General features: G+C 53.7%; 9 protein-coding genes. 5 read left to right on the top strand and 4 right to left on the bottom strand.

The window, feature by feature from the left end; genetic code table 11:
- Position 1: 1 nt before the first annotated feature.
- The 3 genes from P3T42_RS02940 to P3T42_RS02930 form a co-directional block, all read right to left on the bottom strand.
- Positions 2-1,558 carry an MFS transporter gene (locus tag P3T42_RS02940; RefSeq protein WP_074298508.1) on the bottom strand — a complete coding sequence of 519 codons (1,557 nt, stop codon included), beginning with the start codon at positions 1,556-1,558 and terminating at the stop codon, positions 2-4.
- On the bottom strand, positions 1,555-2,067 hold the full coding sequence (locus P3T42_RS02935) for a MerR family transcriptional regulator (protein ID WP_074298509.1): 513 nt from the start codon (positions 2,065-2,067) through the stop codon (positions 1,555-1,557). The genes P3T42_RS02940 and P3T42_RS02935 overlap by 4 nt, the downstream gene beginning before the upstream one ends.
- A 201-nt stretch (positions 2,068-2,268) precedes the next feature.
- A complete protein-coding gene (locus P3T42_RS02930) occupies positions 2,269-3,249 on the bottom strand; it encodes a LysR family transcriptional regulator (RefSeq protein ID WP_429305131.1) in 981 nt (326 codons plus the stop codon).
- Positions 3,250-4,930: 1,681 nt separating this feature from the next.
- Between P3T42_RS02930 and P3T42_RS02925 the strand changes: the two genes are divergently transcribed.
- The 3 genes from P3T42_RS02925 (at position 4,931) to P3T42_RS02915 (ending at position 6,288) form a co-directional block, all read left to right on the top strand.
- The gene (locus tag P3T42_RS02925) at positions 4,931-5,302 is read left to right on the top strand and encodes a hypothetical protein (RefSeq protein ID WP_429305130.1); all 372 of its coding nucleotides are present in this window, start codon (positions 4,931-4,933) and stop codon (positions 5,300-5,302) included.
- Entirely contained in the window at positions 5,284-5,844 is a 561-nt protein-coding gene (locus P3T42_RS02920; protein WP_429305129.1) for a hypothetical protein, read from the top strand. Before P3T42_RS02925 ends, P3T42_RS02920 begins: the two co-directional genes overlap by 19 nt.
- 75 nt (positions 5,845-5,919) lie before the next feature.
- Entirely contained in the window at positions 5,920-6,288 is a 369-nt protein-coding gene (locus P3T42_RS02915) for a hypothetical protein (protein ID WP_429305128.1), read from the top strand.
- Between the two features lie 32 nt (positions 6,289-6,320).
- On the opposite strand, the gene P3T42_RS02910 is transcribed toward P3T42_RS02915, so the two are convergent.
- Positions 6,321-7,028 (bottom strand): winged helix-turn-helix domain-containing protein, encoded by a 708-nt coding sequence (locus tag P3T42_RS02910; RefSeq protein WP_429305127.1) that lies wholly within the window; start codon positions 7,026-7,028, stop codon positions 6,321-6,323.
- Positions 7,029-8,478: 1,450 nt separating this feature from the next.
- Here P3T42_RS02910 and P3T42_RS02905 point away from each other — a divergent pair.
- Together P3T42_RS02905 and P3T42_RS02900 are read left to right on the top strand one after the other, a co-directional pair.
- Complete coding sequence (locus P3T42_RS02905; protein ID WP_429305126.1) at positions 8,479-9,708, top strand: hypothetical protein; 1,230 nt, start codon at positions 8,479-8,481, stop codon at positions 9,706-9,708.
- Positions 9,709-9,782: 74 nt separating this feature from the next.
- On the top strand, positions 9,783-14,711 hold the full coding sequence (locus P3T42_RS02900; RefSeq protein WP_429305125.1) for an RHS repeat-associated core domain-containing protein: 4,929 nt from the start codon (positions 9,783-9,785) through the stop codon (positions 14,709-14,711).
- Positions 14,712-14,737 lie beyond the last annotated feature (26 nt).

Below are 14,737 nucleotides of genomic sequence, written 5' to 3'. Positions count from 1 at the left end.
CTCAGTCGATCTGTTTTTGCCACGCGGCGAAAAGGCCGCCACACACTGCTACCCCAACGAGGTAGTAGAACCCATCGAGCGAAGTCAAAAAGCTCGCCTGTTGCGCGACCATCCGCGCGATCTGCGCCATGGCGAGGCCGTGCGCCTCGGTGAGCGAACGGCCGGTTGCGGCGAAGCCTCGCGTCAGCGTGGCAAGCGTGTTCTGGAACACCGGATTGAACGGATTCACGAACTCGGCAAGACGCGCCTGATGCAGCGCCTCGCGATGCTGCTCGATGATGATCATGGACGCGGTGGCGAACGAGATCGTCAATTGCCGCACGATGTTCTTCAACCGGTAGCCGTGCGTGAATTCCTCGATAGCGAAGATTCTAAACGTCAGATTGGCGACTGGCAGCACGATAAACAGTAACAGCAGACCGCGCAGCAGCAACGGCACGAGTAGCGCCTCCTCGCCGACGCCGGGTTCCATGCGCGTCATCCACGCCGCGGCGAACGCGGCGAGCGCAAAGCCCGGCACGATGATCCACTTCTTGCGCGGCAGCAGCTTCGAATAGCGCAGGTAGACGAACAACGCGCTGGCGGAGATAAGCGAGGTCACGCCGACGAGCCTGCCGGCGTTCTCCACCGGATAACCGAGACCGCTTTCGAGGAAACGCGAGATCAGATAACTGAAAGCGGTGGACTGGTAGTAGTAGAACATGTAGAGCACGAGGCCCACCTGGAACGTCTTCTCGCGCAGGGCGTGCAGCCGCACCAGCGGATTCGGGTGGTGCCATTGCTGGTAGGCAAACCAGGCCAGTGCGCCGATGCCCAGCAGGGTCAGCAGGATCAGTCCCGGGGACCCCGTGAACAACTGGAAGCGCAGTTGCTGCATCACGATCTGCAACGCGCCTTGCGCAAACGCGAAAATCACGTAGGGCCAGAAGTGTGCGGAGCCGCGTTCTTCCGGCTGGCGATCGCCGGAATTCGGCAGGGCGAGCAAGGCCAATACGGCGAACAGGACACCCACCGGCGCGGTGCAGGCGAACAGCGCGCGCCAGTCGAAATGCGCTACGAGCTGACCGCCGACCAGCGGCGCCAGCGCGCTGCTGAGCACGATCAGAAGCAGAAACGCGCGCGTCGCGACTGGGCGCTGTTGCGTGGTGAAGCTGATCTGGATCAGGATGCGGCACGTGCCCATCATCGGGCCGATGAAGTAACCCTGAAAGCCGCGCGCGAACGCCAGTTCGAACGAGGTTTCGCATAGCGCCGCCGCGAGTGCGCCCGCTGAATAAAGCAGCATGCAGCCGGCGACGTAGCGCCGGTAACCGAAGCGCTCCACCCACCACTGCTGTTGCAGGATGCCGAGTACGGCCGCGACGGCGTAGGCGCTCGACGACCACACCAACTCGTCGGGCGACGCGTTGACCCCGCCGGCGATGTAGCTCGTGAAGAACGAGAAGATGGCGTTGTCGAAATAGTCGAGGCCGGTGACGACCGCCAGCACCCACGGGAAAAAGTCGCCGCGCAGTTTTTCGACGCTGAAGAGCGGCACGCGGGATGTGGCGGCGCTCATGCGGATTCGTCCCGCGCCCTGGACTTCTTCGACTTGCGTGCGGCTTGTGCTTCGCGGCGTTGCTTGAGGAGCGTATCGGCGTTTTCGCCGGCGAGACGGCGCACGACGTAGTCGAGGTCGTGACTGAGTTCGGCCTTCAGCGTTTGCGCTTCCTTCAGTTCGCGACGCATCGCTTCGATGCGCGCGTCGAGTGCGTCGACCTGTTGCGAGAGCCCGTCGCGGATCGCCTGCAGCGACTCGGTGGAAAAGCGGTTGCTGCCGGTTTCAGTGGACTCTAGCGGGCGCTTCAGCATCTCGGTGATGCCTTGCAGCGAAAAGCCGAGCGAACGCAGTCGCAGAATGCGGGCGAAACGCTCCAGGTCGTCTTCGTCGTAGAGCCGGTAGCGGCCTTCGCTGCGCGTGGGCGAGACGAGGCCGCGTTCCTCGTAGTACTTGAGCGTGCGCGGCGTGACGTTTAGACGATCGGCGGCGTCGCGTACGGTGAGCAGGGTGGGGCGGTCCTTTGACATGGGGCGTGAAGCAGTGAAAGGGAGTGGGTAGTATAGTGCAACGTGAACGTACACGTATAGGTTTGAGGGGATGAGATTGCGTGTGGCGACGCGAGTCGTATCGGTGCAGGTTCCCTGGGTTTGCTGCAGACGGGGAAAACCGCCGGCGCAAACGTCGGCGGTGGGGTTGCTGTCGGGTTGCTAACTGAGCATCTATTTAATCTAATCGTCCGACTGGCCGTACTGGTACGGCGAAAAATAACCGCCCGCCGCCGATACTGGGACTGGCGGCTTACCGCGATTGAAATATTCCAGGGTGTAGTCGATGAATGCACTCGTTTTGGCCGGCAGATATTGGCGCCGCGGATAGATGATCGATACGTTTTCCTCGGGGTCGTCGATTTGATGGCTTTGCAATATGCGCTTAAGTGTGCCCGCGCTCAATTCGTCCGCCACGAACTGCGACGGCAGGATCGCGATACCCATCCCCGCGAGCGCCGCCTGGCGGACCATCACCGCGCTGTTGACGGTGTAAACCGGCCGCAGCAAGATTGGTTGCGATGTTCCTGCCGCATCGGTGAAATCCCGCTTGATCTCGGGCTGCCTTTCCTGCAGCGCGACGAATGAGTGCGACGCGAGTTCATCCAGTGAGACCGGCTCGCCGCGGTTCGCGAGATAGGCCGGCGCGGCGCACATCACCAGGGGATTCGTGCCGATGAGTCGTTGAACCAGTTCGCCATCGGGTGCCATCGTCGATGTCATGATGCCGACGTCGTATAGGTTTTCGTAACCGTCCTTGATCATGTCCATGTTACGTTCGGCGAGCGTCAATCGAACAGTGACTTTCGGATATCGACGCCGGTACCCGTCGAGTAGCGGGGTCAATGAAAGCAGCGACAACGCTTCTGCCGCCAATAGGTTGAGTGTGCCGCTGGGTTCCTGTGCGCTATGCACGACCGAGTTTTCCAGACGATCGAATTCCTCGAGTACGCCACGGCATCCTTGCAGATAACGCGTGCCTGCCGCGGTGAGCGAGACGTTGCGTGTGGTGCGATTGATGAGTCTGGTTTTTAAATGGGCCTCGAGCATTGCAATCGACCTTGTCACGAGGGCGTTGGACACGGCAAGTTGCCGTGCCGCCCGACGAAAACTTTGTGTGTCAGCGACATTGACGAACACACGCATCGCTTGAATGTGATCCACGGATTGCCTCGCATGCGCGGTGTGACCGCGCGAATATTGTCGGGAAATCAAGTGTTTGAGTTTCGCGCTGCTTGTGGCGTCGAACTCGGTGTAAGTGCTTTTAAATGTTATGTTGAATCGAATAATATTTCAACAATTTGAGATCGTAAACAATATTATTTCCCGTTTGGCTCGACGCAAATTATTGATTTGAAAAATGAAATGCTTTTATTTTTAAGCGTGTGCCGATATCGGGTGATGAATATGGATGGATTCCGGTGGTCAGGTCGATCCTCGGCCGGTAATCCAGGATGGATAAGGCGTTCATATGATCGGGCGGCCGGGGGAAATGGGGATTGCCGTTGAGGTTTCTTTGTGATTGGTTATCTATCGTGCTCATCGGTCGACGGTCTTTCTGCCGGATTTCGGATTAATTGTTTCAATTTTTGATTGGTTGCGGTCCGCACCGGATTTGAGCGAAAAATACCCCGACCTTATTCTGTTCTATTAGTTGGACGCAAGTCTATAGCTAAATGATCTTTGCGTTTCTGAGGTCTCAGCCGGGGATCGCGCTATTAGCACGTTTTGTAATCGGATATTTCAACGGTTCGCTCTGTGTGTCGGGAATTCAAACAGGCGGCCCCGCACCGCAGCCACTGGCTCGCGATTAACTTCGAGGGGCGGGATCCGAGATCGACAACGGTTGCGTCGTGCGCTGTCCTCGGTACTCGAACGCGACGGATGTTGGGAGTACGTCTGGCGCTGGCAGATCATGCGGCCGCGCATCCCAGCTTTCGGCCCAGGTTGAGGCAAGCGCGCTTGCAATGCCGACGATCTGCGCTCCCGTGACCGAGAGGACGAGAATAACGATGGGGCTCATACGAATCCCGGCGCTTCGGGAGCTGGCAACACATGCTTTGCGTTGGCGCTCATCGGAGAGAAATGACGACTCCATATTGGAATGCGGCCGCCGTACGAAATTTTTTTCATATCTGTTGGAAAAAGCGGGCCTGTGCGAGCGCCCCAAACACGCCGCGTTTCGTGCCGTCGGCACGGAGCGCGTCAACTACTCTGTTATTGGCGCTGCTTCAACGAGATGAAGCAGCGGACGGAATGAAGTTCGCGGACAAGGCCATGCGCGCCTGAGCGGCAACCATGGCTGCCTGTTCGGCGAGCATGGATGGAACATTACGTTCGGATAGATCGGTGAAGTTTCCCACTGCTTGCCCCGGCGAAGAATGCTTGTGGAAATTTCCTGTGGTTGATTTTTAATCTATTGATACGAAGATTCCAATATAAATTTAAAAATATAGGTGGGAGAATGAAATTGAAATCGTCGTGTTTGCAGAATTGTGAATTAAGTATGCGTTTTGATTGATCGCGGAAGTCACGTGAATCCGGACGATTCGATACCCGAGCGAGGAGGGGTGCGTACGGCATGTCCAGATGGCAGATCCGTGCAACGCCCCACAAGGTGCTGTTGCAGTTTCATCCTGAGACCGCACAGTGTTTCGACCGGTTTCGAAAATTTTGGACACTGCCTTGGAATCGCTGGATCGGTTCGCTAAAACACTAGAAAGCTTAATTCAGACAGACACTAAGTAAGTATCGCAAGAGGCACTTCAATAATCAGAAGACGTAGCGTTAGGGGCTTGCGCGACAGAGATTACTCATCATCCGAGGCAACCCCGGAGAACGCTTAATGAAGTTGATCGCGCGGGCGCTGCAGAATCTGTTCGTTATTTCGTTAGTTATGCTGAGTTGTCAGGCATGCGTGATTGAGACGACGCATTATGACGATGGAAAGACCGAAACACATGTGATGGGTCTGGTGCGGCTAGACATCTATCGTTCGTCGGGCGGTCAACCGGGTCTGGTTGCCACGCGTCTGCGCTCGGTTGGAATTCGTTTTGGCGGGGAATCGGGGATCGGATATTTCGACGATAGCGAGATATCGGTCCCGCTGGATTGCCGGCTCGTTTTTCTGGTGCAGACCGATGCGCAATTGGTCGCTGCCGGAAAGATTGTCAATGACGGACTTGACGGGAGAGGGCCATGTGTGACCCGTTACTGAAACTGCTTATGTCGATCGTCGCGGTGGTGTTTGCGACGGTGTCCTGTTCGAGTACGCCGCAGCATAGCAATACGCTGATTTTCGGAACCAATACGGCGGTTGCGCTGGATGTGTCGCAGTTGCCGACCGGCAATCTCGGCGTGACGCTGGGTTATCGCAGACAGGAGGTTGTGTGGATACCGTTGCTGGCGAACACGACGAATGCGTCAGGCGCCGAGACCCCGGCGGTCTGTCAGTCGGACTCGTGCAAGAGCTTTAACGGCACCACCGGAAGCGATGGGGAGACTAATGGCGCAGGTGCGCGCGATACCTATTCTGTGCTGGCGACTTTTTCCGGGCAATCGGCAGGTGGGTCGCTGGTTTCATCGTCCGGGGCGGGTGTTACCGGTGGCGGGGCCATAGCGCAGTACATTGCGACGGGATTCGCGGCACGTGCGTTGGCGGAAAGTGGGGCAGCGGTGGTGAACACGAATGCGCCACAGGCGAATGTGTCGTCAGGGCCGGCGCAAACCGGCAAGCTGCGATCCCGGACTCGGGAATAGACGCTACGGGCAGCGTCGGATTAACAGTGCGCGGTTGCACCAGGCGTTTTATCTCTAATCAGCGGAGAACCTACCATGTTCAATGACGCGCTTCACGTCTGGAAAAAATTCAGATCCAAACAAGCCGCTCAAGCACTCGAAGACTCGCTTGAAACGATGCTGAAGGCTGGTCAACGGAACGTCGTTCAGTTCGCAAAACTTGCTGCGTTGGCGAGGACGATTCGCGATTGCGATTTGCCGAACCTGGATCGAGCCTTACTCATCGGGACAATGGAAGAGATTGCCGACCGCGCTGAACTGGAGGCAACCTTCGAGGCGGAGTCGCTTCAGGTTCTGCTGGACGAGCAGCGGCAGAATCGCCAGACACTATTTACGGATCGCTGCGAGCCGAACGATCCGTGTGCTGAGACTTTCGTTATACCGTCCACGTCGACGAAACATTGATTGGCGGGTCGCGTGGCGTCAACCCCTTCCCTTCAGGAGTCTGCCACTGCACGTCTTCGACGTGCAGTGGCAGCGCCCGCGTCTCGGTCCTCAAGCACGTAACCCATATTTCTCACTGTGTGAATCAGCTTGGGATGGAAGTTGTGATCGATTTTCGCCCGCAACCGCTTGATCGTCGCTTCAACGAAATTTGTTCCACTAACGAAATTCACGCCCCAAATTTGCGAAGCGATGATTGAACGGGGAAGAATCTCGCCCGTCCGCTCCGTCAGCAACCACAGCAAGGAAAATTCCTTTGAGGTTAATGAAGTCGTTTTGCCTTGACGCATTGCTTTCCGACGCACCAGGTCCAGTTCCATGTCGGCCACCACCAACACTGAGCGATCCTGCGTGCTTTGAGAGTGCAGGATAGCCTGCACCTTCCCAAGAAGTTCGGCAAAATTGGGAGGTGGAATCGAGCAGTCATTCGCTCCAAGGGTATGAGCATGCGGATCACGTGACGCCGTTAAAAGTACAGGCGAAGCGTAGAGTCCGTTTGATCCAACTCGCGTAAAGCTCCAATCTTTCTCTGCGGCGCAGCGAGAAGCGAGAACAACCAGACCATAGTTCCCACTGGCGGCGAGGTGCTCTCCGGTAGCATCATCTTCATCAACCCAGTCTGCCAACAGACTAGCCTCGGACAGCGACCTGGCGATATATTTTCCAGTGACGCGTCCCCCACCAACGACTAAAATTCGCATCGAAAATCCTCTCCAAGAAGCTGCCGCACCGGAAGAAATGCCACTGAGGGAATCATGGCTGTCGACCGCATCGCTATCGATTTGCCCTGAACCGGAAGTGACCAATGCAAATATGTGTGCCTCGTCAAAAAAATGGAGAACTCAAGTGCGAAGCTACCAGGTGTAATTAATTCCCCCGGCATGGCTGAGGCATAAAATGTCTCGCCGTAAGACCTGGAAGATTTTCAGAAGCCTCATTGAATAAAAAAATGGCCATTACCCAGCGGAAGGTAATGATCGACGGCGCAATAAAATAATCCCACCGTCAAATACTAGACCTGTTCGCGCCTGAATGGAAACCTGTCGATTAAAAATCCTGATGATGAGGAAACGATCACTCCTTTCGTTTTGCTAAAGGTAGACAATCCATTAAAATTGAATACCGGCATCGATGATCGCCCTTTAGAGCAGACCTCCTGTAGTACGCGATATCTCCTGGCGGCGTGCAGGTGTAGCTCGTTGTAGTGGTCGAACGCGATCAGCTCGCTATACAACGCCATTCTCGCGTCTAGCCGGGCATTCATCTTCAATGCTCCCACCCCCTCGGCAATGCTGCAGGAACCGCCCGAATCCGCGGCATCGCCAGGCCAACTCGGATACCAGTATGACTTGGGCGAAGGACTTCGATAGGCTTCATCACATTAGAACCGCACGTGAGACTACCTCATCGTTTGAGTGTTGCTCATATGAGGCTCTGCAGGATGTCCCAGCCATCCAAACTGACTAGTTATCGTCCTATCTTCGGTTTCTGGATCGAATGTGGAGCGAATCTGCGTTAGATGGCATTCGCAAATCCCTTAAAGACCATTCAATGACTTCGCTGGAAACGTAACACGCAACTCGAGCTCGAGGCGGTTCGCGCCTGCTTCGGCACGAATGCCAGTGCGACCTCGGCGTCTTGCGATGCACTCCAATGCCGGATTCTGCATGACCAGATCACATATCCGTGCGGCACCTCAATAACTTGCGTCACGTAGCAACGAACACAATGCAGCCACGATGTAACTATAGAGCGCTAAATCCACAAGAATGGTTCTCTGAATTACCAGCCAGTGGCTCCGGGCGATATTTTCTATTGGCGAACGATCATGTTGATACGCAAACCTGCCGTGATGACAAAAATGTCACGTTTGTGTCACGTTTAGCAGTGTCGATCCACTAACATACAACTACAAGTTTATCGATACGCGCCGACAATATTAAATCTCTTACATCCACATAAAATAACTGTAATTCGAACTATTTCGTTATCGATGCGCTTCTCTAAAAATAAATATCTCATTGAATTTTCATCAAACTCATTATCCGAAAGGAGGTGCGACAGTACCATCGTCAAATTATATATTGCAAAAAATAGTATCCAATCGGCATCAAAATTTTTAATGTTTAAAACTCCATGGAGATAACTGTCATGAGCACCTTTATCTACGACGAACATAACCTGCAAATACAGGGATTCTATACTTCTGCCGATCCGAGTAAAATTAAGTTATCCAAAAAACTTAAAGTCACAGCAGGTGAGCGAGATATTTATGGAAATGGCAAGATGACCGGAATCTGCTTTGTAAAATACACTTACAAGGCTGACGACGTGACTTTTGATTCTTCGATAGCCGGAGAGATAGAAGATAACATTAAATCAAAAATAAAATTCCTGGATCATGCTCAGAGTAGCGATGTCACCACCAAAGGCTGGCAGCGCTTCACAAGCGATGAGGGCGGACGTAATGACCAGTATTATCACGACTATTCCACACCCGTCGACAAAACGGTCCCCACTCCGGTAATAACGACGGGGCAGGTTTCCAACACGCTGCTGTTTTTTTTGCTTCCTCCTACGCAAAAGTCGGGCGGCGTCACCACCACCATATATGCATTCTATCCACCGGACGATTCAACAAACCAAGATCCGACAAAGCCAAGCAATCCGTATAGTACCTATAACACCTGCACAATCAATTTTAATGTAAATACACCAACGGCCGACAAGGATGATTTCACGATGAGTGATAAATATGTATCTGGATCTGGCTATCATGATTGCATTCATATTTATTATATTGATTACAGCTCCGCAAAAAAAGCCGCGCAGGTCGTGCCGGCCATTCTTCAGTGGGATTTCGATATAAAGTGCCCTGCCGACCAAGGTTCGGGAAAAATGGTAAACATGGGCTATCCAGGGGGAAGCCCAGTTATTTCCCTATTTACGCAAGGTGGCACCTCGGGACTTGCTGACGTCACAATATTGGCACTCAACGCTAGCGATTCGGCGCTGTGGCCATCTGATACCAAGTACGAGTACCCACCTCACGGCAGCCCCTACAATTCTGCGGAGCCTCTGGATGACATTACCGGTCACTACCCGACCACCTCAAACTGGCAGACAGTGGAGATGTCGCGCCTGTTCGATTCTGGCTTTAATCCTAGCGGTATCCCCGGGGTGCCTATGGTGAGTATTTTTGGTGGCCACTTTCATGCGGGCGGGAACGATGGGTGTACGGATTCCGATTACAGATATAACGATCTGTACGCAATTGATTGTTTTGGTACAACGCTGGCAATAACAATTGACAATGACAGCACCGACTACTGGAATCACGAACAAGCGATTTCATCGGTCACGGTTTACTGGCCTAGCTGAATTTTCAATACCCATTTAAGCACGTCCAATAATGACATTTAATTTTCGCTGTTATTGGAAAAAGGATATCGACCATGTCAATGATCTACTCAACCGCGTTCAATGAACTCGGTGCCATTTCCGGAGAACCCGATCCATGCACGGGAATTTTCCCGAAGAAGATTACGCTGGGAAAGATTAAAGGAAACTACGGCCTGGGGCCAGATTTCAGTCTGGAGTTGCAGTTCAACCCTCTTGATACGATTGGTGTCACCGATGGGACAGTAGGTCCGTTTGGCTACGGTTGGAGCCTGGGGTTGCCGTGGTACACCTACGACACAAACACCAGCAGCGGACAACTGGTCTTACTGGAGGGCCAAACTTACGTAATGAGGAATGCGAGCGTCGGCAGGACGCCGACGCTCGACGGCTACAAGCTGCAGGACATGAAGGTAAGCCTCCCTGACCCGACAACAATAGTCGTACTTTATGCGAAAGGCGAGCGACTGACTTATCGTGTCTACGATCCCGCCAGCAACAACGCATGGATCGAGTCAATTACATCACGAAGCGGTCGAAGTATCCATTTCGAATATTATCAGTCCGGCAACGTGATTCAACTCATGTCGATTACCGATGATACTGGAATAAAACTTGTCGAGTTTGAATACGTTACGGCGAATACTACGGTCAATTTTAACCCCACAGCCGACGAATCCAGCGCTGATTCGTATTCGGTAAATCTCAGTCTTTTACAGTCCCTTCTCGACACCGTCACTTTTTCGAGCGACCTATATACCTCAAAATTTACCTATACGTCACTTGTTTCAGACGCATCAGCCTGGTATGTCGAAACGTTTGCCGATTCCAACGGATTGACGGAAAACGTCGAATATAGAAACACCCTGATTTTACCGGAAGATGGTCCGATTACCAGTATGTTCTCTGTTTCTAAATATACCAGAAGTCTTGGACCGAAACTGCCGAAATCGACCACTACTTATGAATTTGGCATTGACTGTGGATATCCTGAGGTCGGTTTGGGAAATAATTTCCTCGGCGCCAATACCAATGTGAGTTTCACGAGCAATACAGATACACTCTTAAACTACCCCGAACCGTACTATTACAGTAATCGAGTAACGAAATCTGTCGACGACGCAAGTTCGATCACTGAAGTCTACACATACGACAAATTTCATCGCCAGGTGGAACTTACCACCACCCAGGACGGTGGCGTCCATTTAAAAACAGAGTCGGCGACTTATTACGCAGACGAATCGCTCGGCGCCGATGATCCGAATCAGTCACCTATATATACACGTCCCAAAGAGAAGAGGACGCGCTACGACGCTGAAGGAAAATCCCGCGAGGAGGTAACCTCATACACTTGGGACAACAATTTCGGCGTTCTGTTGACAAAAACCGACAACACTAAAGTATCCACGACTCTCACTTACTATCCTGCAGAGGGAGACGCAAACAACTGTCCCGCCGATCCCAATGGTTTTGCCACTCATCTTAAAGAGATGGTCGTGGCTCCGGCACCTGACCTGCCGCCTGTATCGGCTCGCCATCGAACATTCACATATGACAGCCAACCTCGGCTCGACGGTGCAGGCTCCTATTACCTGGTCGTAGCGACCGAGACCGCAGCCGACGACGACGGCACCGCGTACAGTGTTCGCACCCACAGTTACTACGACTCCACTGACAATTTCACCGCGGGTCGAAAAAAACAGGTGATCGACTCCTGTATCACACCGGAAACCTCAACTTCGCTCGACACAGCCCATGCATTCACCTATACGCAAGATGAGACTCTCGCACGACTGACCATCACAACGACCAAAACGGGATTCGATGGGAAAACAAGCCGTCATTTAAGGACCAAGTCATATCTTTCAGGGCTCCATTACTCGGCAACGGACAACAATTCGTTGGCGGTGGACTTCGCGTACGACAAACTGCACCGTCTTGTTTCGACGACGATGTGTCCGGGGACTTCGTTCGAAGCAACTCGCCAGTGCGCCTACACGAAAGCGACAGCCGATACTCCGCAGCAGAAACTCACAACGGACGTAAGCGGTGCGCAGTCGCGCGATTCGTTCGACGCCGATGGCAAGCTGATCCGGAGCGAAGTCCGCGATGCTGATGCGATGGTCAGTTCGAACACCTCAGCCTTTTACGTTACGGAAGAATATGTCTACGATCAACTTTCCAGAAAAGTATCGGAGACTTCTTATGATTATCTGGCGGGTGACACGCTCGACTCACCGTCCATTTCAAACTGCACGAGCTACGCCTATGACCTCTGGGGCGAACTGACGTCAACCCAATACGATAGTGGGTACGAAACCACTCAGCAGACCGATCCTGTGGCTATGACAGTATTCAGCACGGTGGTTGTCGACGGCGTATCAGAACAGCAAGTACAGAGTCAATACGATGTGTTTGGGAACGTGATAACGCAGGCCCGTTTCGAAGCCGACGGCGTGACACCATACACAGAAGCGACTTGGGTATATGACGGTTTTGGACGGAAAATTAGCGAAATCGATCCTCTGAAGAACGAGACCCAGACAAGCTATGATTTTTTCTCGAGGGAAATACAAACCGTCTGTGCCGACGGGTCGAGGGAACTGATCAGCTATGCCCCGCATACCCGACACAGACTCACCAAGTCATTGACCTGTCTCGGCAATGGCGACGACGGTGACGGAACGCTGCTAGGTGAACGAACATTCGATGGACTGAGCCGAATCACGTCAATCCAGACAGGAACGCGTTGTACACAGTACGGTTATGTTGATGGCGGACCCAAGCCACAATCGGCAACTACGCCTGCAAAAAACACATTCAACTACGTCACTCAGCCTGAACTGGGATACCTTATCACCCACTGCAATCTTGCAAGCCCCCCGGTCGAAGGGCAAAGCGAGAGTGTTCTTGACTACACTTATGATCCGAAGACCGGGGCATTGTTGACGGCCTCGACTCAAGCCGACAGTGGCGACGAGTCAAAACAGATAAACACCTACTACCTTTGCGGCAAGATTAAAACCCAAACGATGGATTACAGCTTTGCTGGTGAGTCGAGTTCGCGCGCCGCCTTCTATAACTATTCGCTCGGCGGAAAGGTGACCAGTTGTACGGATGTTATTGGCAATACGCACAAGATTGCCTATACAAAGACGGGCCTTAGAAGCGGCTATAACTTGAGTGATAAAGTCAGTTCCGCCTATATGTATGACGGCTCTGGGAGGCTTACACAAACAGTATCCCAAGATAGCCAAGGTAAGACCCTTACAACTGTGCTCACCTATGACACGCAGGGACGCGAGGAAACGCGTACGATTAGCACTCCAGATGGTGTAAAGCAGCAACAGACCTTGGTTTGCGACCTAAACGACAGGGTTACATCCCGGAGTTGGACACGAGATGGCGCGTCCGTCCGCAATGAAGAATATAAGTATGATTCGTTGGGTCGCGTGGCTTCGTATCAGTGTACCGGCAGCGTTCTTCCCGACATGCCCAACGGCTATAGCCTGAATTCCGTAGATTTCACATTCGACGTCTGCGGGAATCTTGCTACTGCCGACTACGATTTGACAAACGCGCAGCAGGAGTCGATCAACAACACGAGCACATTTCAATATTCGGAGGACGATCCTACCCAGCTAATGCAGGTTTTGAACAACAAGGTCACGGAGTGGGACGCGACACTCGAGTACGATCTGGACGGCAATATGATCGCCGACCAGCAAGGGCTTGCGCTGACCTATAGCGCGCGCGGTCAACTGCTCCAACAAACAAACACCGTCGGCAATCTGGTTTCGGGTCAGATCTGGTACGACGCGAACGGCAAGCAGGTCGCCGAGAAATGTTCGGGCGAGGCTAACGCCGTCATGCTGTATTACGCAGGAGATCAACTGGTCAACGAGACGCAAGGTTCTGCGGGGGCAGCTTGGCTTGGATCGGAAGGTCGATTGTGCACGAGCGGTAGCGTCGTACAACTGTTTGGTGTCGACCAGCAAGGATCGGTTGTCAAAGTCTATAGCGGGGGCAACGTGACTGATCGATGCTATACGCCATATGGTTACAGCCTGGGAGAGAGTAAAGCACTCGAAGACGTTTTGGTGGGATACACCGGCGCGAAGCAAAGTCGCGTGACTGACTACTACCTGCTCGGAAACGGGTATCGAGGGTACAACACGTCACTGGGACGATTTTCAGCGTATGACAGTGCAAGTCCCTTGGGTGCGGGCGGCGCCAACGGGTATATGTACTGCGGCGGAGACCCGGTGAACTCGGACGATCCGTCGGGCCATCGTTTATTAAAATGGCTTGGGTTGACGGGAGAGGTTATTGCGGAAGCTGTGGGTGACGGGGCGGGGAGCGCTGCGGCTGTCGAATCGGCGGAACAGGTGGCTTCGGGCGTGTCAGGGGCTTTTCGCGCCGTGGACCAAGTTGCATCGGCAGTAGTCCCGTCCGTCGGAGGGGCCGGGGTAAGTGCGCTGGACCACGCTGTCAGCGCCGGGATCAGCGAGGGTACACCTAGAGCTATCCGTAAAGTAAAGGGCGCGCTCGGCCATGTGGGGAAAGGTACGATCAACGTTGTGGACGATCGCGCAGTGGGTGACAGCATCGCACACGAGGGTAAAAAACAGGCTCGCGAGTTAATGGGCAAGTCTGTCGACCGACTCATTGACAGAGTCCGGGCGATGCCGGCACTCCACCCTGCAACCGCGTCCGATTTCTATGCAAGTCGTATCCCTACCGAAAGTCCCTTTGCCGGTGGCGGCAGGCCGGGTACGCCTAGGCGATCTCGCGCGGTCATCCCCGGACGCAGCCCGAGGGAACTGGACCGAAGCAGAATACACCTTGACATTCCGCAAGGTTACAAGGCTTCGGATGTCCCTTCCCCTTCCGATGGCAGTGGAGTAGCCGGGTTTAACTACTACACGCGCAGCACCTCGACAGAGTCACTAGATGCAGGACGATTTGGCGAGAGCAATTGTTAAAGTTGCCGGCTGGTCGCCGCGCGCAA

Source organism: Paraburkholderia sp. GAS38, assembly GCF_050434965.1.
In the GTDB taxonomy this organism is placed as follows: domain Bacteria; phylum Pseudomonadota; class Gammaproteobacteria; order Burkholderiales; family Burkholderiaceae; genus Paraburkholderia; species Paraburkholderia phenazinium_A.
This window is presented reverse-complemented; position numbering and strand designations above follow the sequence as displayed.